Source organism: Arthrobacter sp. AG367 (assembly GCF_007828995.1).
Taxonomy (GTDB): domain Bacteria; phylum Actinomycetota; class Actinomycetes; order Actinomycetales; family Micrococcaceae; genus Arthrobacter.
The window spans coordinates 1-19,922 of record NZ_VIVE01000004.1 but is presented as its reverse complement, the minus strand read 5'-3'; the positions used below and the strand labels follow the sequence as shown (position 1 = coordinate 19,922).

The window sequence follows — 19,922 nt, the reverse complement described above, 5'->3', positions numbered from 1 at the left end:
TCCTAATACTTTGGCTTGATAAGCCGGCTGAGCCAGAAGCCACCGGCAGTGAGCATTACAGCCGCAGCGCTCAGCATCAGGTAACCAGGAACGGTGCTCGTAAACGTTTTCGCATATTGACCGTTGATCAGGATCAGGGCGAAGAACAAAACAACTGGCAGTCCCATGAGCACGGCAGCCGACATCTTGCCTTCGGCACTAAGCGCCTTTACCTGGCGGCGTATCTGGTTACGGTCACGGATGGTTTCGCCGACGTGGTCGAGCACTTCCGCCAAATCTCCGCCCACCTCACGGTGGATCTCAATGGCTTGGGAGATCCAACTGAAGTCTTCGCTGCCGGTGCGAGAAGAAACCTCGTTCATTGAATCCCCAAGGTCGCGGCCGATCCTAGTTTCATTGACGATCCTGCTCAGTTCTTCCGACATGGGTGCGTCACTTTCACGTGCTGACGCGTCGATAGCTCGCAAGAGGGAATGACCAGCACGCATGCTTCCGGTGAGCATTTGCAGGGTGTCCGGCAGTTGCTCATCGAACTTGCCCTTCCGTCTGGAAGTTAGTACCGAAAGATAGGCGAGCATTCCGGCCGGAACAACTGCGAGCAGAATGATCGCGAAGAAGAGCCCCCCAAGCAGGAAACCGAAGACGCTTCCCGCCAGCGCGCCCGCGCCCATCATGAGCAGGAAGTCGGCTGGCTGGGTCTTTAACCCGGCCTGTTCCAGCTTTTCGCGGCTAACCAGAAAGTCTTTTCTTCCTTTCATACGTTTGTTGATGGCGCCAACTGCAGTATCGGTGAGGACAGTCAGCCTGGAAGCACCTGCGGGCACATCCGGCCGGCGCCGTGAGAGCGGAATCGCATGACGGGGTTTCAGTACGACAATGAAAGTGACAATGATCGACGTGAAGATCATTAGCACCCCCGCAACCAACATCATGACCGGAGCTTCTGGAGTTTCCATCTATCGACTCCTTGGCCCTTGCGCACCAAAAACAGCAGGGGAGATTTTGATTCCCAGTTCCTCGAACCTGTCCGTGAACCGGGGCCGGACTCCGGTAGGAATAGGCTTCCCAAGGAATCGGCCGTTCGCGTCAATGCCCGCGGAATAGTCGAAGACGAAGGCATCCTGAAGCGTGACGATGTCTCCTTCCATGCCCTGCACTTCAGTTATGTGTGTCACCCGCCGTGATCCGTCCCTGAGCCGCGAGATATGCACGATCAGGTTTACCGCGGACGCAATCTGCTCCCGGATTGCCCTGAGCGGTAGGTCCATCCCTGCCATGAGGACAAGTGTTTCCAGGCGGGCCACTGCGTCACGAGGCGAGTTGGCGTGGACGGTCGAGATCGAGCCGTCGTGGCCGGTGTTCATCGCCTGGAGCATATCGAGTGATTCGCCGCCACGGACCTCACCGACAACAATGCGGTCAGGCCTCATACGAAGAGAGTTGCGGACCAGATCACGAATAGAGACCTCGCCCTTGCCTTCAATATTCGCTGGCCGGCTTTCGAGTCTGACCACGTGGTCCTGCTGAAGCTGCAGTTCGACGGCATCCTCGATGGTCACGATGCGGTCCGTAGCGGGGATGAAGGAGGAAAGCACGTTCAACATCGTCGTCTTGCCGGTGCCCGTACCACCGGAAACGATGATGTTCATCCTTGCCAATACGCATGCCTGGAGCAACTCGGCCATTTCGGGGGACAGGCTTCCGAAGCTGACCAGTTTTTGTACCGTCAGCGCCTCGCGCCCGAACTTACGGATTGTCAGCGACGCGCCGTTCACCGCCAACGGAGGGATGATCGCGTTTACACGGGATCCATCGGCCAAGCGAGCATCCACAAGTGGGGACGATTCATCGATTCGGCGCCCAATCCGGGTGACGATCCGCTCAATGACCCTACGAAGAGCATCCTCATTACTGAACTTGGTGTCGGTGAGGAAAAGGTGCCCATTTCGCTCGACGTATATCTGGTCCGCCCTGTTCACCATAATTTCTGTGACTGACGGGTCGTCCAGGTACCGCTGCAGCGGTCCATGTCCGAGGACATCGTCGATGATCTCCCGTGTGAGGCGCTGTCGCTCACCCTGTGACAGAGGGACCTGTTCCTCATCAACAACTGCCTTCAGCTCATCCTTTACAAACTGATGGAGCTCAGCCTCCTCAAGGGATGAGTCCGTGATCCGGGAGCCCAGCCTCTCGTAGAGTGCCTGACTGGCCCGTTCCTTGAGGCCTGTGAGTGCCTCGCTCGCAGTTCCACCGGTTACTTCTATCGTCACCGGGGCTTGGGCCTGCTCAGCTGCTTGAGCCAGTTGAATAGAACCCAAGGTAGATGCGAGGTATGGGGCAGCTTCGGAAGTGGGAGCATCGGACTCGCCACGCAACTTTGCAAAACGGTTGGAGAGACTCACTGAACTACCGCCCTTCTGTGGACCTTCTTGCGTGGCGCTTCCCAATTAGGTTTGAACCGCTCGACCAACTTGCGCAGCCCCTTGGCTGCTCCATCCCGGCTGCCATCCTGAAGCAGCGGGACGCCCTTGTTCGTCGAGAATGGGACCGCGCGGGACTTGGGAAGAACGACATCTACAGGCGCGCCAATGGTGGCCTCAACGTCTTGAACTGTCAGGCCCGTCCGCCGATCCGCCATGTTTAGCACCACGTGCCGGTTATCAGGGAGCAGATCGAGTTCCGAAAGGATCTGGAACCCCGTTCGCAACCCACGAATACTCGGGACATCCATTCCGCATACCCAAACAGCGTCCGTGGCCTGCTCCAGAGTGGCCAGCACGTGCTCGCCAAGGCCGGGTGCGGTATCGACCACCACATATTGGAACTCTGCCCTCAGTTGGCGAAGTAAGTGGCTTATATTTTCGCCGGATATCCGGTCCATATCGATAGGATTCCGGGGCGCGCACAGGACGTAAATGTTGCCTGGGTGGAGAGACAAATAGGTCTTGAGTACCATTGCATCCTGGCTCGCGGCACCCACCACAGCCTCCGTGATCGTGAATTCAGGCTCAAGCATCAGGCCGCTTGCTATGTCCCCGAACTGGAGATCCAGGTCGACAACCACGACGCTCATGGGTGAAACCTGTCCCAAGCCGATCGCAAGGTTGCTGGCCACCGTCGTCTTACCCACCCCGCCTTTGGGAGACATGACGGCGATGACCCGGCCTCCTTCAGCGGCCGGACGCTCGGCAGTGTTTGGTGCCAAACCCCGCCGGCGTCCGGCGGCCGCAAGGCTCGCCCGTTCCACCAGTGCTCGAACCTGGTCTAGATCTGCTGCGGGCGGGATCAGATCACGAATACCGGAACGCATTGCATTCAAGGCAAGATCGCCGTCGTCCTCTGCCGCCAGCACGATGCTGATTTCGGGATATTGCAGGTCCATGACCGCGGCGAATTTCAGGGCTTCCTCCTGCGGAAGCCCGGGGCCAAGAATGAGCACCTCTGGAGGTTCGCCTGCTTGCTGCCGAAGGAGATCTTCAGGGGACTCGGGAAGGTAAGCGGCTTGGAAAAACTGCAATGATCCGCTCAACGGGGCTACAGATGCCCGAACCTTGCGCTCGTAGTCAAGGGATGGCGATATCAGAATGAACCGGCTCATTTGAATACCTTTGTTTGGTTGACTACACCGTTGGTGCCTTCAGTGGCGTCGGCCGGTTCTTTCGAGAGGTAGACCTTCCCGAATTCAGCGGCATAAACGAGCTTTTCGGTGTCGACTGCATTCCGGGCGAACGTGATCAGGTACGAATCGCTTGTAGCTGGCTTGTTCTCGCTAGCCGCGTTGAGGGCACCCGATGAGCTCCCTTGAGTTGATTGCGCCTGCGTTTGGGCTGCGGCTCCCGAACTGAACTGAACGGCAGTGACTAGAACCTTGTGGAACGTGAGCTGGGTTCCGTTGCCGACGCCCGAAGGATCTGTCATGGAGATGAACACGCCTACTGTGTCGCCGGCCTGGATCTTGCCGCCGACGACCCGCTCAATCCCCAGGCGAAGAGTGATTTCCTGGAGCCCGGGTGGCACCGCAACCCGTGACGGGCCGAGGTAGGCATTTGCGTCTACGAGGCGGCTGCTGAGGAGCTGCTCGCCAGGCACCAGCGCGACTGCGGTGACTGTCGATCCCAACGAGGCCAGATCGTGGACTCCATCGACTGCCACGGCGGTGCGTGGCACTGCTTTAGTAGTAACGTACTGCGAGAGTTGGCTGGCCGGCGTTCCGGCCGGGACGTTCTGTTTGACGACCAGTACGTCCTCTGTTTCGGTGTTTGCCAAGGCGCGTCGATCCGCTCCTTGGACGTAATTGAAGAGAAGGACTGTGCCAAGAACTGCTACCACCAGTGCGGCTATGCCTCCCAGTAGGCGTGTTTTCATTACTTTCCCCTTAGTTGGAACTATTTGATGAGCCGGATTTCCGACGTGCCCAGATTTTGGCCTCCAGGAATGTAGCCACCGGAGCCGATAACCGAGTATTTGACGAACTGGCCGATGACACAGCGGTCGTTTCCGCCTGAGCAAGCTAGGGAGCTTGTCATTCCGGGGTCACTGGCGGTGTTGCGGAACTCGTAAACTCCGTTGTTGCCGAACTTCCAGCCCCAGATTTTGAATGTTGCGTAACCAATAATGTGGAACGAACCACCCTGCCCAGTGCCAGAGGACGTGTCGAACACGGGGAATTCGACTTTGACTTCTCCTCCTGCTTCGATCGTGGTTTTCCAGGTACCGAGAATTGTTGCGCAGCCACTTGGAGGGTTATTGCCGGGGTCCGATCCCATATCATTTGTTCCCACTTGTGTGTCAGCGACACAGGGGGAGTCCTGGTCAAGCCAGCCCCAACCGCCTGGAATCTGTGTTCCGGAGGGGCCCGTGCATGTCCCTCCCGGTTTGTATGACATCTTCTGAACTTCCGCCGTCTGGCTCCCTGAAGCCAGGTTGTAACAGTTGTTAGACAAAGCCAGCGGGAATCCGGAGCCGCCACCAGGGGGGCCCGCAGCTGCTACAGCTTGGGCACCAACCGTTACCGGGCCAGCGTTAATTGCATTTGCGAATAGGTTCGTCAGAAAACTGGACGAACCATTTTTCGTGGACGTAGTGACTGTCACTTGACCGGGTGTCGAAAGATCAACGGAAGCCGTGCTGGCGCCATCGTTGGAGTTTGAATTTGCCAAGTCATTCGCAAGGGCAGGAGTACAGGTGCCGGCCTGGCAACTTAGAGCAACGGCTAGGGCGCTTGCGTCGGCGCCATTTTGCAGTTGCGCGCGCTCGGCATAGATCTGCCCGACATCGACCGCCATTGCACCCGCGCCTATGAGGACGAGCATCATGACAGCGACTGTCACACCGGCTGCTCCGCGTTCACCTTCGTTTTCACCCCTTGCCTTTTTGACTAACCGCCACATTGCATAGCCCCTTTACCTGTGACTGTGAGGCTCGGGCCGAAAAACCCTGTTAGAGAAGAGCCGCTGTATTTGACCGTTACTACTGCAGTCGATGCTGGCGTCGCTGCCGGGCAGGTCGCTGACGAGAAGTCGAAGGTGAGCAGAGAGGAGTTAATTGAAGGTGCGCCGGCCTTGCCAGCTGCCGTTGCTTTCGTCGCGTCCTTGGTGATGGCCATCGTCCGGGCAGCTTCGCGTGATGCCTGTGTGACAGAGACTTGAATGTTGTATGCATTTGAGAACTCGACGATGGCTATGATCAAAGCGACCAGAATCGGGGCGACTAACGCGAATTCGACTGCAACGGCACCCCGTTCACCGTTATCAGAAGTTCTGTTGCTGCGTTTCAAAGGGTCCCCCTGGACGGTTGCAGCTTGAAAAGGGTCGGTGTGCCGTGCTCGGGAGCACGGCACACCGATTCCGGATAACTACCAAGCGCCGACAGTGCCGGCTAGACCATTGAAGAAGGCATTCAGGTTAGTGCCGAAGAGAGTTACCCCTGCGACGATAACCAAGGCAATAAGTCCAACGAGCAGTGAGTATTCAGTGGCCGTTGCGCCCTTTTCGCTGGTGAAGATTGTCCGGATGGCAACCGCCAGTTCTCGAACAAAGGCATTAATGTTTGACATTTTGTCGACACTCCCTCGTTGACGTTGGCTTCTACCAGGCGCCAACCTTGCCAGCGAGTCCGTTGAAGAAGGTGTTGAGGTTGCCGCCGAAGAGCGTTACGCCCGCGACGATCACCAGTGCGATGAGGCCTACCAGCAGGGAGTACTCGGTGGCCGTCGCTCCCTTTTCCGAGGAGAAACGCTCCTTGACACCGGTGACGAAAGCCATCATCGAGACCATGAGAGAAGTCATTGTATTTTCCTTAATTCGGTGAAATTGAAGTGATTTGTATTTCAACGAATTTCCAGCTGCCCCCATAAATCCTTAGCGGCTGGACTTCGCTAAGAAGAGATTGTCATTCAAGCCAACGGGCAACAATGCGTAGTAGTACTCGAATTTTTCGTGGCATGCTGAACTGACGTACTCGAATACTCGGAAAGGTACCTAGGGTGAGATCCGCGTGTTCTCTTTACTACTTGGATGGGTGCGCTTCACCACGAGCGGGAGGCGTCCGGAAGGGAGTGTTCCGGCTACGGGATGAGCAGTGCTGTGATGGCCAGGGCGCCCAGCATAGCGGGGCCATGTGCCACTTCCTTGGCCTTATTCCGGCGTTTTCCACCGACGATTATGGCTGTGCTGATCCCGTTCACAATGAAGCCCAGAAGGCCGCCATACAGCAGTTGGCTCCAACCTAGGTACCCCAGATAAAGGCCGATAGGTGCCGCCAGCTTTACATCACCCATACCGATGGCACCAGGCGAAATCAAAGCCAAAAGAACGTAGATGGCGAACAAAATCGCGGCGCTGAGAAGTGCGCGCAGAAAGTCATCAGCCTGCTGACCAAATATCAGGGGTGCTGCCAACAAGAGAACGCCGGCTACTAGCAAAATTATGACCAGCTGGTTGGGCAATAAATGCAGCGCAATATCCACCCTGGCAAGCTGCACACCAAGCACGGCCAGGAGTATCAATGCGGGCAGTGCCGCAGTATTTCCGAAACGCACAACGAGGGCGACACAGGCGGCGCCGGTGATTGCCGCCGTCGTAATCCGAACCCGCAAAGTAGGAAGGCCACCCAGCCGCGGGAGCAGTCGCGAAATCAAGAGCTCGGCCACGGGGGAGAGGAAGAGCCCCAGGAGGCCGATGGCAACGACCATGAGACCAGCGGTCGGACCGTTGCCCCCTGCTGATACCACTGCGGCCCCCTAAGTAGCTTGGGCCGGCGCGGGATGTACCCACCGCCGGCTACCCCATTTTGACCCTGAACCCCTTGACGCGCTAATCTTGGTAGTCGTTGTGCGTGTCCTATTCCGATGGTGCGTGCCCGCTTGAGAATCCGGTTGCAGGATAACTACTCAACGTGCACATTCGGAACTTCAGGATGACTGGTTACATGGAGCCCTCACCTCTGTTCCGGTAGCGCGCAGACAGTAGGTGCGCGAGCTAGCGACACCTAAACAAGAACGCCAGAACAAGAACGAGGCAAACACCGTGCGTACGTACACCCCGAAGCCCGGCGATATCAACCGCCAGTGGCACGTCATTGACGCCACCGACGTTGTCCTTGGTCGTCTTGCAAGCCAGACCGCAATCCTGCTGCGCGGCAAGCACAAGGCCACTTTCGCATCCCACATGGACATGGGCGACTTTGTCATCATCATCAACGCCGAGAAGGTAGCCCTGACCGGTGCCAAGCTGGAGCAGAAGCGCGCATACCGCCACTCCGGCTACCCGGGCGGCCTGACCTCCGTCAACTACGCGGAACTGCTGGAATCGAACCCGGTCCGCGCCGTTGAGAAGGCCATCAAGGGCATGCTCCCCAAGAACTCCCTGGCTGCCCAGCAGCTCGGCAAGCTGAAGGTGTACCGCGGTGCCGAGCACCCGCACGCCGCCCAGCAGCCCAAGACTTTCGAAATCACCCAGGTCGCCCAGTAGTCCTGGCCACCAAACAACTTATCTATACAAGGAGAATCGTGGCTCAGAACGAAGAGACCACCGAGGTCGTCGAGGCCGAGGAAAACCTGACCAGCTACACCTCTGAGAGCTCAGCTGCTGAAGCTGCTCCCAAGAAGGAGCGCCCGGCCCTGACCGTTGCCGGCGCAGCTGTTGGCCGCCGCAAGGAAGCCGTTGCACGCGTCCGCGTTGTGCCCGGCTCCGGCAAGTGGACCATCAACGGCCGCGAGCTGGCGAACTACTTCCCCAACAAGCTGCACCAGCAGGACGTCAACGAGCCCTTCAAGATCCTCGATCTCGAAGGTGCCTACGACGTCATCGCCCGCATCCACGGCGGCGGCATCTCCGGCCAGGCAGGCGCCCTGCGTCTTGGCATCGCCCGTTCCCTGAACGAGATCGACGTCGAGAACAACCGCGCGACCCTGAAGAAGGCCGGTTACCTGTCCCGCGACGCCCGTGTCATCGAGCGTAAGAAGGCTGGTCTCAAGAAGGCCCGTAAGGCTCAGCAGTACTCCAAGCGCTAAATCCGCTTGCACAGAAGCCCGCCCCGCTATCCAGCGGGGCGGGCTTCTGTCGCTTCAGTCTGGTAGTTGCTGCGTCAGATCATACAGACGAACACCGGCGAATTCCCGGTATGGGTAGTGGTCTTGGATCCAAGCGACAACCGACAGTGTGTTCGGGCTGGCAGACCAACTTAGGATACCCGGCTGGTGGATGTAGTAGTGCACTTCTCCTGCGTGTAGATAGTCCTTAAAGGAGTTCAGTGACGGGTAAGAATCCAGAGCAGAGAAACCGCCAACGGACATCACCGGACGCTTCGTAGCCAGTTGGTAAAGGGCCGCATTTTCGCTTCCCGTCGTCGCAGCCGCCCAACGCGCGCCAGAAGATGTCCCCTCAATGTATGCTGCAATTTCTGCGACCACAGGCTCTCCTCGAGAGAGTGCGTACTTGCTCTTCTCATCCAGCCTCAATTGTTCGGCGTCGCGTTTGTGCCAACTCTCGGCAGTCGGAACAGGTCCGGAAATCGGAAACGATCCTTGCTGGGAAGTCGATATGGACTCGATGACGAACAACGCAGGGATTATGGCTATTGTCGTCCCTGCTAGTAAGAGCGCTATCGAAGCGACTTGATGTCGTTTGGCCGTAAGGGGAAGTAGTAGGGCGACTGCAGACGCAAGCGCTCCGACTTTCATTCCGAATACTGCCCAAGGCTGCCAGTCCTGAAACCACGTGAGGATACCGGACGTGAGTACAGCGCAGAGGAGCGTGACAACCGCTGCCCCCCGCACATAGATCATCCTATTTCTGTTCACCCAGAAGGCTTCGAACGCGGTGCCAGCCATCGATGCCATTGGTAGTGCCAGCATCGAGGTGTAGTACGGGTGGATATCACCGGTCATGAAGCTAAGCACTGCAAAGGTGGTCAAAAACCACATGACCAATAGTGCCATAGCGTAGGACCCCAAACGGGACGGGCTGCGGCGGCAGATTCTGATCACCATCAGAGCTGTGCCCACGAAGGCAACAGGTAGCAGCCATGCCACCTCGGGAGCGTAATTGATGGTGAAGAGACGGATTGGACTTGCGTCATATCCAACTACCCCTGAAAAGTCTTTTGGATTAACGGCGCCTAGGTCCGTCTTGCCGGTCAACCGGCCGAGCCCGTTGTATCCAAAAGTAAGGTCGACAAAGCTGTTTGTCGTTGTTCCACCTATCCAGGGTCTTTTCGAGGGCGGCGTCAGTTCAACGATCGCAATCCACAATGAAGCCGGAATAAGTGTGACCACTGCGGCGGTAAAAAGATGGCCAAGCCTCGCACGCATTCGGCCGTCGCCGAAGATCAAGAACGCAAGTCCGAGAGCTGGTACCAGAATCCAACTCTGGAACTGCTTACATAGGAAGGCAATGCCCAGGATAAACGAGGCTGCGTAGATATACCTCGGTTGGTGCTTTTCTGCTGACTTCACGGCGAAAAATACGGCCAAAGACCACAGAAACAGTAGCAAGGCGTCCGGATTATTGAACCTAAAAATAATGGATGTCACAGGAATGAGTACCACAAACAGCCCGGTAATAAGAGCTTGACGCCGACTAGACCAGCAAAGCGTGGTGCGGTAGACCATGCCTACTGTTGCAATCCCCATCAATGCTTGAGGGACGAGGACGCTCAATGAATTTAGGCCGAATAGCCTTATGGACAATGCCATTATCCACAAATGCGCCGGCGGCTTATCTACTGTTAGACCGTTTCCTGCATCGGCAGAACCGTAGAACAGGCCTTGCAAATCTGCGGCGCCTACTTGCGCCGCAGAGGCGTAATAGGGATTTCCCCATCCATTTATCGTTAGGTTCCACAAGTAGACCAGTCCGGCTATGGAATAGAGCGCTGCTTCGGGCCAATGTCTCGTCCATCTGTCAGGCCAAGGCGCTTTCGGTTTACCTGCGCTTCGTTCATCGAGCGCCGACGTTGTAGACGTTAGTGCCATCTATCTTCTCCGCTTCAAAGTTTGCTTTGACCCAATCCTGTAGGGCAATGAGATCCTTGCTGTTGCCCGGCACCCTCAGTTGCTCTTGCTGCTCGATCACATAGCAGACCTGACCGGAGGATACTGCCGTTTGAAATTGTTCGAGGGTCGGTGTGGGGTCCACCGCCGCGAATCCCCCAATCGACATAACCGCGCGTCCTGTTGCAAGTTGATATTGGGCGGCGGTTTGGCCGGGATATGTTGCAGCGGCCCATGTGCAGCTGTCTGGGGCCTGCCGAACAAGGTTGACCATGGCGGGGCTTGGTTTAATACCAATCGCTATGCCTGTGGCCCACGCTGGCTCTTGCTGCTTTACCCCTTGTAGAAACCGACTCAGTGTATTCGGGTTGTTTGTCAGCGCACCTGACATGGGATTTGATCCCTCCTGCGGCGACTGCAGCGTGAATGCGGAGCAGGAAAGGGGGCCTACAAGGAGTACACCGACCGCAAGAGAGCCAGCAGTGCGAGGTATCCACTGCCGGGGTGCCCGGACTGCCAGAACTGCAGCTGCGCAAACGCCGAGGAGTAGGAGGCTAGTCCCCAACCAGTCTGGATAGGCGCTGCTCAATTGCCACATCCCGTGCGCGAACACCGTGGCCACCACCAAGGAGAGTGCCAGGGTAATGCGCCCCGAACGTGTGTTCACTGATTTTCTCATCAAGTCAGTCCCTAGGCCGAGGCATAGAGCCATGGGAAGTGCCAGAGATGCAGTGTAGTAGGAATGAAAGTTACTTCCCATAAAGCTGAGCACCATATAGGTGGTAGCTGTCCATGCCACCGACCCACAAATAAGAATTGACTGTCGGCGAGAATAGCTATTTTTCGCTAGGAGAATGATCAACCCTATGCAGGAAAGTAAGGCTGGCAGCAGAAGCCAACCTAGTTCTTGGCCGTAGTTTGCATTGAACAGTCGAAGCAATCCAGCATCTGATTCCACCGTGCGGAATTGGACGGGTATAAGGGCGGCAGATGGGGAGTCGTCGTGCTGCAGGACGCGATCCAGTCCGTTGTACCCCAATGTGAGCTCAATCATGCTGTTAGTGGTCGAGCCCCCGATGTAAGGGCGACTTGAATTGAATCGCGAGTCCACGAAAAGTGGCCACGCGAGTGAACCAATCCCTAGCACGAGGCCCGCGGCACCCAAGGAAACGAATCGCCTGCGCCACCCAAGTGGTGCGTAGAGTAAATACGATGCAGCAACTGCCGGAAGTACAAGGAAGGCCTGCAGTTGCTTAGTTAGAAACCCCAGGATAAGGAAGACGGTCGCCAGGAGCATATACCTGAAGTGACCGCTCTCGGATGCGCGAACACCTGCGTAGAGGGCGGCGACCATCAAAAGAACCATAAGAGGGTCTGGGTTGTTGTAGCGAGCCATCAGGACTGTGATGGGGGCGAAAGCATAGGCGATTCCTGCGAGGAGGGCGGTTGAGAAAGGAAAACACCGCCTCAAAAGCCGAAACGCCATGTAAGTGCTGGCCAATGTCATGACTGCCTGTGGAACCATTATGGACCAAGAGTTGAGGCCAAAAATCCGAACAGAGATTCCCATAATCCAAAGGCTTAGCGGGGGCTTGTCGACCGTGATGAAGTTGCCCCAATCAGCCGAAGCGAAAAGAAATGCTTCAAGGTTGTACTGTCCGGCCTGTATCGCAGCAGAGTAATAGGCATTTGCCCAGCCATTTCTGTCAACTGCCCAGACGTACACGAGCCCCGCCGCGAGCATTAGGGCACCAAGAGCCCATTTTTCCCTGTGCCGGTGAACAGGGACCTGGTCGTTCAGGACCGCAGTGCCCCGCTGCTCTTCCGCGACTTTCACAGGCCAGACTTTCCGGCATGCGCAACTTGCATGCTTGTCGCACTGCCCGAAGTACGGCCGCCTCTGAAGACCCAGAGGCGGAGGAGCACGAATCGCAGCAATGTCGCAACGACGTTCGCAGCAGTCAGAACTAGAAGTTCCACTCTGGGTGCAGCGTCGGGATGCACCGAGTGGAGCACCAGCAAACACGATGACGTGATAGCCCAGGCCAACAAGAAGACCAAGAAACCTTGGAATTGTTGGGTGAACAATTTCTCTGGCCCGCTTATACCGAATGTGTATCTGCGGTTTGCTGCGGTATTTCCTACCGCCGTAAGCAGTAGTGCAACGAAGTTGGCTTCCTGAGAGCCAAGGGGTCCCTGCATCATTAGGTACAGCAGAGCGAACGCCAGAGTCGAGGCCGCCCCCACGAGTCCAAAGCGGAGTACCTGCCCAAAGAAGCTTGGCCGGTTCAGAGGCGCGATCGGCCGGCGTCCGAGTTCAGCGTAGATTGCCTGAACAGGAATCACGCCCTTTAATAAGGAGGTGGCTACCCGCACCATCCCCCTGAGGTCATCCAGAGCAGTCTGCTTGATATCGACCCGGCTGTCGGGATCATCCACCCAATCGACTGGAATTTCGTGAATGCGGAGCCCGGAGCGTTCAGCGATGATCAGCAACTCTGTGTCAAAAAACCAGCCGTTGTCCTCGATATGGGGGAGCAGGCGTTTCGCTACGTCGGCCCGAAGTGCCTTGAACCCGCACTGTGCGTCGGAGAACCTCACGTGCATTGTGCGACGCAACAGGAAGTTGTAGGACCGGGAAATGAATTCGCGCTTCGGACCACGGCTCACCCGTGAGGTCTGACCCAACCGTGTGCCTATCGAAATATCCGAATGACCAGACAGCAAGGGGGCGACAAGGGGCGGAAGCGCCGCAAGATCGGTGGATAGATCCACGTCCAAGTAGGCGAGGACTTTTGCTTCGGAAGCGGTCCAGGCATCTCTCAGTGCCAAGCCGCGTCCTTTGGCTTCAAGGCGTCGGTATTCGATGTTTTCATGTTGCTCACTGAGTCGAGCGGCAATCACCGGTGTCCCGTCGGTGCTTGCATTATCGGCGATGGTAATTTTCCACGTCGACGGCATTTCATGCGTCAGATAATCGGCGAGCCTTGTGATGCTGTTTTCGAGTACCGCTTCTTCGTTGTAGACCGGTACTACAATTTCGAGCGCCAAGCCCCCATAGCTAGGTGTCATGCATGGATCGTAGGGTTCACGAAGTAGGCACGGCGAGGGTTTGAGGTAAAGACAGGTACCCGGACCGTGATCTAAGTAGCCAGGAAGTCCCGCACTCTCGCTGAGGCAGGTAATCGCGATGGAAGACCAAGTAGCCGGTTGGAAGCCTTCTTGCTGCAAAAGGGAGCTCCAATCACCGTTCCGCCTGAAAAGCCCGGATAGCCACTAGGTTCCGGGCCGTGTGGGAGGTGCGACGGCGAAATCAGGTAGTTGCTACTGAGGCGCAGGACCGGGCCGGCTACATACCTTTGACGCATGCAAGGGATAGGCGTGGCGCGGTACCAAGCCCTCGATGGGTTGAGGGGCATCGCCGCATGCGTGGTCCTGATTCATCACTGTTGCCTGGTCTCCCCGGAGCTGGCGGAAGCGGTGGACAGCAACGGACGCGGCACCTTCGAACCGTGGACATGGTGGACCGTCTTTTCGCCCCTTCACCTTTTCTGGGCAGGCCAAGAGGCGGTCTTTGTGTTTTTTATCCTGTCCGGGTTCGTCCTCACGCTGCCACGGCTGCGAGGCCGTCCTCAGAGTTGGCCGGCTTATTACTGTAAGCGAATAGCTCGAATCTTTCCGCCCGTGTGGGCGTCGCTCGGTCTCGCTGTCATTACCGTCTGGATTGCACCCAGGATCGCAGACCCTGACCTAAGTTCTTGGGTCAATAAGCATCAAGAACCCACAAATGCCTTCATTGATGGAGCCTTGCTTTTCGGCGCAAGTAGCTTGAACTCACCTCTCTGGTCTCTGAGGTGGGAAGTTCTGTTTTCATTGTTGCTCCCGATGTTTTGCATAGGTGTCTGTCGATTCAGGCAAGCCTGGATGCTGCGCATGGCGGGCCTTCTCATGACAATCGGCCTAGGAGACATCCTGGAAGAGGACGTACTGGTATTCCTCCCCATGTTTGGACTCGGCGTTCTCATGGCATCGCATGTGGAGGTTCTCAGCGCGTGGGCGGCAAAGTTCCGTTCCAGCACGTGGTGTGGGCTTCTCACCGTCACACTCATCTTCTTGTTGTCGCGCTGGATTCTGCCTGGCATTCCTGCAGCCAATGCACTGTCTGCAGTCGGCGGAGTACTTCTTCTGTTCATGTTCGTCGGGTCGAAGGGGACCAGCATGATTGGGAGTGCTCCGGCTCTCCAATGGCTGGGCAAACTGTCCTTTAGCCTTTACTTGACTCACGAACCCGTGGTTGTGTCCGTCGCCCTTGTGACACATTCTGATGAGCCCGTTGTAGTCGGGCTCATCGCCGTACCGCTTTCTATCGCCTTGGCCGTGGCTTTCAGCGCCTTGGTGGAGCGACCCAGTCTTCGATTGGCGTCAACCGTGGGTGATCTGGTCGACAAGACAAGCTGGCGTCCACGTCTATGGAGTCAGGGCCGGGAAAGCCGCATCCAAAACAAGGAGCCATCCAGGAATTAAGCGGCCGGGAGATCGTCGGCCCGATGCCTGCGATTGCGCTGGGGCGCCTTCTGATTCAGGTTGAAGATCGGCAATGCGTGCCTGGGAAGCAGCGGTTTCCATTTCCCCCCACACCCATCCTCTACACTTGACCGGTGTCTAGATTATTTGGAACTGATGGTGTCCGGGGGCTGGCCAACGGCCTGCTGACAGCAGAACTGGCCCTGCAGTTGGCCCAGGCGGCCGCCGTCGTGCTCGGCCACGACCGCAACTCCAACGGCTCCCGGCCCCGCGCCGTGCTGGCCCGCGACCCGCGCGCCAGCGGCGAATTCATCGCCGCAGCCGTGGAAGCCGGGCTCTCCAGCTCAGGCATCGACGTCTATGACGCAGGGGTGTTGCCCACCCCCGCGGCCGCTTACCTGGTGGCGGACCTGGACGCGGATTTCGGCGTCATGATCTCCGCCTCCCACAACCCGGCACCGGATAACGGCATCAAGTTCTTCGCCCGCGGCGGCCAGAAGCTGCCCGACGAGGTGGAGGACGCCATCGAAGCCCAGATGGGCAAGGAAGCCGTCCGGCCCACCGGCGCCGACGTAGGCCGCATCCAGCGCTTCTCCGACGCAGAGGACCGCTACATCGTCCACCTGCTCCGCACCCTCCCGCACCGCCTCGATGGCCTCACCGTGGTCCTTGACTGCGCCAACGGTGCGGCCAGCGGCTGCTCGCCCCAGCTCTTCAAGGACGCCGGAGCTGACGTGGTCGTCATCGGCGCCGATCCGGACGGACTCAACATCAACGACGGCGTCGGCTCCACCCATCTCGGCCCGCTCAAGGAAGCCGTGATCAAGTACGGTGCCAACCTGGGAATCGCCCACGACGGCGATGCCGACCGCTGCCTGGCCGTGGACCACGAGGGCAACGAGGTTGACGGCGACCAGATCATGGCCATCCTCGCCGTTGCGCTCAAGAACTCCGGCAAGCTCAAGGATGACGTCCTGGTAGCCACCGTCATGAGCAATCTCGGCCTGAAGATCGCCCTCCGCGACGCCGGCATCACCATCGTGGAAACCGCGGTGGGGGACCGCTACGTGCTGGAGGGCATGCGCGACGGCGGCTACAACCTGGGCGGCGAACAGTCCGGCCACGTCATCTTCGCCGATCACGCAACCACCGGCGACGGCCTCCTCACCGGCCTGCAGCTCGCCGCACAGGTGGCCCTGACCGGGAAACCGCTCAAGGAACTCGCCACCGTAATGACCAAGCTCCCGCAGGTCCTCATCAACGTCAAGGGCGTGGACCGCACCCGCGTGGGCAGCAGCGATGTCCTGGCCCAGGCCGTGGCATCGGCGGAAGCAGCGCTTGGGGAAACCGGCCGCGTCCTGCTCCGCCCATCCGGCACAGAGCCCGTGGTCCGCGTCATGGTGGAGGCCGCCGACGAGGAGACGGCCCAGTCCATCGCCGAACACCTGGCCCAGGTGGTCCGCACCGAACTCGCGCTGGAGCTCGCCTCCAACTAGCCGGCGCGGCTCAAAACAACCGCAGCAAAAAGAGTGGCCCGCCTCCCAACAGGGAGACGGGCCACTTTGCGGTTGGAAAGGCTTAGACCCGGTCCTTCAATGCATCCCGGATCTCGGTCAGGAGCGCAACCTGCGGATCCTCTGCAGCGTCCTTCTTCACATCCTTGTTGATCCCAAGCCGGCGGTTGCGGCGCTCAATCATGATGTTCATCGGCATCACCACCACAAAATAGATGGCCGCCGCAATCAGCAGGAAGTTCACCACCGCGGTCAGCAGCACCCCGAACTCGATGGCGTTGCCGTTCAGCTCCACCCTTCCAAAGCTGTCGAAGTTGGGTGCACCCACCAGGCCTGAGACGAAGGGCATCAGCACTTTGTTGACCAGCGCCGTCACCACGGCGCCGAAAGCAGTACCTATGACGACGGCGACCGCAAGGTCAACCACGTTGCCCTTCATAATGAAGTTTTTGAATCCACTAAGCATGGAAACCAACCTAGCGCACCGGCATTACAGGTACGCCGGTGCCGCCTCCAGGCCGAAGTATTCCTCCAGCGTGCCAATGCCCCGGTTCAGCATGTCCGTGGCCGCCTCCACGCCCACGTACCGCAGGTGCCACGGCTCGTAGTAATACCCCGTGATGGGGTGCAGCATCCAGGGATACCGCACCACGAATCCGAAGCGGTGGCCGTTGGCTTTCGCCCAGGACGCCGCTGGCTGGTCGGCAAAGCACGGCTGGAAGCTGCAGGCGCCCCCGCCGTCCGCGATGTCGAACGCCCACCCCGTCTGGTGCTCCGAGTGGCCGGGCCGGGCACTGGCCGTGTCGGCATCGGCTTGACCGCGCGCCGCGACGTACCCGTTGTAGGTGGTCACCTGCGTGCTGTACGAGCGGTAGCCGCTGGCCAGGACCAAAGCCACGCCATCCTGCGCGGCGGCCGCGAACATCGCTTCGGCCGCCGCCGCCGTCGTGCTGTTCAACAGCGCCGCCTCGCCCGCGGCGGAAATGGCGACGGCGGGACGCACCAGGTCCGCCGGCACAAAGTCCGCCGGCTTCAGGGGCCGGTGCTTGTTGACGATGACCCATTGGCTGGCCGGGTCATCAAGCGAAAACTGACGCGCCGGGGCCGCCGACGGCGACGGTGACGGTGCGGGGGACGGCACCTCCGGTGACTGGCCCACCGTGGCGGCTTCCGCCGTCGGGCCCGCTGAAGCGGTGACGGCAACAGGGGAGGGGGACGCCGAAGCGGCAGCGGACGACGGCGGCACGGACTTGGGTGCCTCAGGTGTGCACGCTGCCAGGACAGTCAGCCCGGCCCCCGCTGCGAGGAACCGGGTGAAGCTGCGCCGGCTGGGGGACCCGCATTGGTAGCACACCTGTGCTACACCTTCCGGAGGAGCATGCGGCGAATGGAGTGGTCCGCTTCTTTGGTCAGCACCAGCTGCGCCCGCCCCCGCGTGGGAAGGACATTCTCCTCCAGGTTGGGCTCGTTGATCCGCTTCCAGATGTCGCGTGCCGTGGTTTCGGCTTCCTCGTCGGACAGCGTGGCGTAGCGGTGGAAGTAGGACTCCGGCTGCGCGAACGCGGTGCTGCGCAGCTTCCGGAACCGGTCCACGTACCACTCCTCAATGTAGGAGGTCTTGGCATCGACATAGATGGAGAAGTCAAAGAAGTCGCTCAGTGCCAGCCCCTGGCGGCCGTCATGCCGGGGCCGTGCCGGAGCCAGGACGTTCAGGCCCTCCACGATGAGCACGTCCGGGCGGCGGACCACAACTTCCTTGCCGGGCACGATGTCGTACGTGACGTGGGAGTACCAGGGCGCGCGCACTTCCTCGGCGCCGCCCTTGATCTCGCTCACGAAGCGCAGCAGCGCCCGCCGGTCGTAGGACTCCGGGAAGCCCTTCCGGTCTAGCAGCTGCCGGCGCTTGAGTTCGGCCAGGGGGTAGAGGAAGCCATCGGTGGTGATGAGTTCCACGTTGGGGGTGCCCGGCCAGCGGCGGAGCATCTCACGCAGCACGCGGGCGATGGTGGACTTGCCCACGGCAACCGAACCGGCCACGCCGATCACGAACGGGGTGCGCTGGGTCTGCTCGCCCAGGAACGTGGTAGTGGCCGCGTGCAGCTGCCCCGCCGCCTCAACGTACAGGTGCAGCAGCCGTGACAGCGGCAGGTAGACATCCCTGACTTCATTGATGTCCAGGGGGTCACCGAGCCCGCGAAGGCGCAGCACATCCTCTTCATTAAGGGGCTGTTCCATCTGGGCTGCGAGCCGGGACCAGGTTTGCCGGTCCAGCTCCACGAACGGCGAGGCACCCTCCCCGTTCGCTTCATTGCGTTGCGAAGTCACGCTAAAGATTCTGCCCCGCGCCCGGCCCATCACGAAATGAGCGCCCTGCTCAGCGCGGCGGAGCCCGTCACGCAGGCCCCCGTAAAAGCCCCGCCGGGTGGGCCGCCGGTTTAGAGCAACAGGCACGCTGCCGATAGTCTTGTGCCTATGTGTGGAATCGTGGGATACGTAGGCCGTCCGGTTGACGGTGCAATTAACGGTCACAGTGCCCTGGATGTTGTCCTTGAAGGACTGCGCCGCCTGGAGTACCGCGGTTATGACTCTGCCGGCGTGGCAGTGGTGTCCAAGGGCGCCATTGAGTCGCGGAAGAAGTCAGGGAAGCTGAGCAACCTGATTGCCGAGCTGGAGGCCCGCCCGTTGCCTGAGACGGTGACCGGGATCGGACACACCCGCTGGGCCACGCACGGCGGCCCGACGGACCGCAACGCGCACCCGCACCTGGCTGACGGCGGCAAGCTGGCCGTGATCCACAACGGCATCATCGAAAACTTCGCCGAGCTCAAGCTCGAGCTGCTTGAAAAGGGCGCCACGTTCCTGTCCGAGACGGACACCGAGGTCGCTGCCGCGCTGCTGGCCGACATCCTCCGGAACAAGCTGGGCGGGGACACCGCGAACGGTGGCCTGACCCGCGCCATGGAGCTGGCCTGCCAGCGCCTGGAGGGCGCCTTCACCCTGCTGGCCGTGCACGCGGACCAGCCCGACGTCGTCGTGGCCGCCCGCCGCAACTCACCGCTGGTGGTGGGCCTGGGCGAGGGGGAGAACTTCCTGGGCTCGGACGTGTCCGGGTTCATCGACTACACCCGCCGCGCGGTGGAGCTGGGCCAGGACCAGATCGTGACCATCACCGCAGACACGGTGGAGATCACCGATTTCTACGGCAACCCGGCCCAGGGCAAGGAATACCACGTGGACTGGGACCCGGCCTCCGCGGAAAAGGGCGGCTTCTCCTCCTTCATGGAGAAGGAAATCCACGACCAGCCCGACGCCGTGGCGCAGACCCTGCTGGGACGTTCGGACATCAAGGGCAAGCTGACCCTGGACGAGCTGCGGATTGATCCGGAACTGCT

At 59.3% G+C, this 19,922-nt stretch carries 19 protein-coding genes and 1 pseudogene; 5 read left to right on the top strand and 15 right to left on the bottom strand.

Annotated features, from left to right (window positions below):
- Positions 1-2: 2 nt before the first annotated feature.
- The 9 genes from FB478_RS12405 to FB478_RS12365 form a co-directional block, all read right to left on the bottom strand.
- On the bottom strand, positions 3-956 hold the full coding sequence (locus FB478_RS12405; protein ID WP_056388988.1) for a type II secretion system F family protein: 954 nt from the start codon (positions 954-956) through the stop codon (positions 3-5).
- Positions 957-2,402 (bottom strand): CpaF family protein, encoded by a 1,446-nt coding sequence (locus FB478_RS12400; protein ID WP_056388991.1) that lies wholly within the window; start codon positions 2,400-2,402, stop codon positions 957-959.
- Positions 2,399-3,598, bottom strand: a complete 1,200-nt coding sequence (locus FB478_RS12395; RefSeq protein ID WP_144600729.1) for an AAA family ATPase — start codon at positions 3,596-3,598, stop codon at positions 2,399-2,401. Before FB478_RS12395 ends, FB478_RS12400 begins: the two co-directional genes overlap by 4 nt.
- Positions 3,595-4,365 (bottom strand): Flp pilus assembly protein CpaB, encoded by a 771-nt coding sequence (locus tag FB478_RS12390; RefSeq protein WP_056388998.1) that lies wholly within the window; start codon positions 4,363-4,365, stop codon positions 3,595-3,597. Before FB478_RS12390 ends, FB478_RS12395 begins: the two co-directional genes overlap by 4 nt.
- Before the next feature lie 20 nt (positions 4,366-4,385).
- Positions 4,386-5,390: a TadE/TadG family type IV pilus assembly protein gene (locus FB478_RS12385; protein ID WP_144600727.1), complete on the bottom strand. Its 1,005-nt coding sequence runs from the start codon at positions 5,388-5,390 to the stop codon at positions 4,386-4,388.
- Positions 5,378-5,776 (bottom strand): TadE family protein, encoded by a 399-nt coding sequence (locus tag FB478_RS12380; protein WP_082581682.1) that lies wholly within the window; start codon positions 5,774-5,776, stop codon positions 5,378-5,380. The genes FB478_RS12385 and FB478_RS12380 overlap by 13 nt, the downstream gene beginning before the upstream one ends.
- Before the next feature lie 78 nt (positions 5,777-5,854).
- The gene (locus FB478_RS12375) at positions 5,855-6,055 is read right to left on the bottom strand and encodes a Flp family type IVb pilin (RefSeq protein ID WP_082581683.1); all 201 of its coding nucleotides are present in this window, start codon (positions 6,053-6,055) and stop codon (positions 5,855-5,857) included.
- Positions 6,056-6,086: 31 nt separating this feature from the next.
- A complete protein-coding gene (locus FB478_RS12370) occupies positions 6,087-6,287 on the bottom strand; it encodes a Flp family type IVb pilin (RefSeq protein ID WP_056389004.1) in 201 nt (66 codons plus the stop codon).
- A gap of 278 nt (positions 6,288-6,565) precedes the next feature.
- A complete protein-coding gene (locus FB478_RS12365; protein WP_144600725.1) occupies positions 6,566-7,192 on the bottom strand; it encodes a prepilin peptidase in 627 nt (208 codons plus the stop codon).
- Between the two features lie 334 nt (positions 7,193-7,526).
- On the opposite strand from FB478_RS12365, the gene rplM reads away from it, so the two are divergent.
- Positions 7,527-7,970: a 50S ribosomal protein L13 gene (rplM, locus tag FB478_RS12360; protein WP_015937805.1), complete on the top strand. Its 444-nt coding sequence runs from the start codon at positions 7,527-7,529 to the stop codon at positions 7,968-7,970.
- Positions 7,971-8,008: 38 nt separating this feature from the next.
- Positions 8,009-8,512 carry a 30S ribosomal protein S9 gene (gene rpsI, locus FB478_RS12355; RefSeq protein WP_018769171.1) on the top strand — a complete coding sequence of 168 codons (504 nt, stop codon included), beginning with the start codon at positions 8,009-8,011 and terminating at the stop codon, positions 8,510-8,512.
- Between the two features lie 54 nt (positions 8,513-8,566).
- Here the strand turns inward: rpsI and FB478_RS12350 are convergent, their stop codons facing one another.
- Genes FB478_RS12350 through FB478_RS12340 form a run of 3 tightly spaced genes read right to left on the bottom strand, consistent with a single transcriptional unit; the run spans position 8,567 to position 13,564 of the window.
- On the bottom strand, positions 8,567-10,474 hold the full coding sequence (locus tag FB478_RS12350; protein ID WP_144600723.1) for a glycosyltransferase family 39 protein: 1,908 nt from the start codon (positions 10,472-10,474) through the stop codon (positions 8,567-8,569).
- The gene (locus FB478_RS12345; RefSeq protein ID WP_144600721.1) at positions 10,440-12,329 is read right to left on the bottom strand and encodes a glycosyltransferase family 39 protein; all 1,890 of its coding nucleotides are present in this window, start codon (positions 12,327-12,329) and stop codon (positions 10,440-10,442) included. Before FB478_RS12345 ends, FB478_RS12350 begins: the two co-directional genes overlap by 35 nt.
- Positions 12,326-13,564: a bifunctional glycosyltransferase family 2/GtrA family protein gene (locus FB478_RS12340; protein ID WP_056389017.1), complete on the bottom strand. Its 1,239-nt coding sequence runs from the start codon at positions 13,562-13,564 to the stop codon at positions 12,326-12,328. The genes FB478_RS12345 and FB478_RS12340 overlap by 4 nt, the downstream gene beginning before the upstream one ends.
- A 294-nt stretch (positions 13,565-13,858) precedes the next feature.
- On the opposite strand from FB478_RS12340, the gene FB478_RS12335 reads away from it, so the two are divergent.
- Together FB478_RS12335 and glmM are read left to right on the top strand one after the other, a co-directional pair.
- Positions 13,859-15,016, top strand: a complete 1,158-nt coding sequence (locus FB478_RS12335) for an acyltransferase (protein ID WP_056389020.1) — start codon at positions 13,859-13,861, stop codon at positions 15,014-15,016.
- 134 nt (positions 15,017-15,150) lie between these two features.
- Complete coding sequence (glmM, locus tag FB478_RS12330; protein ID WP_134163723.1) at positions 15,151-16,512, top strand: phosphoglucosamine mutase; 1,362 nt, start codon at positions 15,151-15,153, stop codon at positions 16,510-16,512.
- Positions 16,513-16,594: 82 nt separating this feature from the next.
- Here glmM and mscL read toward each other — a convergent pair whose 3' ends face one another.
- From mscL to coaA, 3 genes are read right to left on the bottom strand one after another with little or no spacing between them, the layout of a single operon-like run.
- Positions 16,595-16,996, bottom strand: coding sequence for a large conductance mechanosensitive channel protein MscL (mscL, locus tag FB478_RS12325; protein ID WP_144600719.1), 402 nt, complete (start codon positions 16,994-16,996; stop codon positions 16,595-16,597).
- Between the two features lie 24 nt (positions 16,997-17,020).
- A complete protein-coding gene (locus FB478_RS12320) occupies positions 17,021-17,884 on the bottom strand; it encodes a D-alanyl-D-alanine carboxypeptidase family protein (protein ID WP_144600717.1) in 864 nt (287 codons plus the stop codon).
- Positions 17,885-17,889: 5 nt separating this feature from the next.
- Positions 17,890-18,885 carry a type I pantothenate kinase gene (coaA, locus tag FB478_RS12315; protein ID WP_186447803.1) on the bottom strand — a complete coding sequence of 332 codons (996 nt, stop codon included), beginning with the start codon at positions 18,883-18,885 and terminating at the stop codon, positions 17,890-17,892.
- 117 nt (positions 18,886-19,002) lie between these two features.
- Between coaA and FB478_RS12310 the strand changes: the two are divergent.
- Positions 19,003-19,922: pseudogene (locus FB478_RS12310) on the top strand (class II glutamine amidotransferase); the annotation flags it as partial.

Bases quoted from the DNA above. Each gene is read 5' to 3' on its own strand.
- FB478_RS12405 (WP_056388988.1), bottom strand. From the start codon at position 956: ATGGAAACTCCAGAAGCTCCGGTCATGATGTTGGTTGCGGGGGTGCTA.
- FB478_RS12395 (WP_144600729.1), bottom strand. From the start codon at position 3,598: ATGAGCCGGTTCATTCTGATATCGCCATCCCTTGACTACGAGCGCAAG.
- FB478_RS12390 (WP_056388998.1), bottom strand. From the start codon at position 4,365: ATGAAAACACGCCTACTGGGAGGCATAGCCGCACTGGTGGTAGCAGTT.
- FB478_RS12385 (WP_144600727.1), bottom strand. From the start codon at position 5,390: ATGTGGCGGTTAGTCAAAAAGGCAAGGGGTGAAAACGAAGGTGAACGC.
- FB478_RS12375 (WP_082581683.1), bottom strand. From the start codon at position 6,055: ATGTCAAACATTAATGCCTTTGTTCGAGAACTGGCGGTTGCCATCCGG.
- FB478_RS12370 (WP_056389004.1), bottom strand. From the start codon at position 6,287: ATGACTTCTCTCATGGTCTCGATGATGGCTTTCGTCACCGGTGTCAAG.
- FB478_RS12365 (WP_144600725.1), bottom strand. From the start codon at position 7,192: ATGGTCGTTGCCATCGGCCTCCTGGGGCTCTTCCTCTCCCCCGTGGCC.
- FB478_RS12350 (WP_144600723.1), bottom strand. From the start codon at position 10,474: ATGGCACTAACGTCTACAACGTCGGCGCTCGATGAACGAAGCGCAGGT.
- FB478_RS12340 (WP_056389017.1), bottom strand. From the start codon at position 13,564: ATGACACCTAGCTATGGGGGCTTGGCGCTCGAAATTGTAGTACCGGTC.
- FB478_RS12335 (WP_056389020.1), top strand. From the start codon at position 13,859: ATGCAAGGGATAGGCGTGGCGCGGTACCAAGCCCTCGATGGGTTGAGG.
- mscL (WP_144600719.1), bottom strand. From the start codon at position 16,996: ATGCTTAGTGGATTCAAAAACTTCATTATGAAGGGCAACGTGGTTGAC.
- coaA (WP_186447803.1), bottom strand. From the start codon at position 18,885: ATGGGCCGGGCGCGGGGCAGAATCTTTAGCGTGACTTCGCAACGCAAT.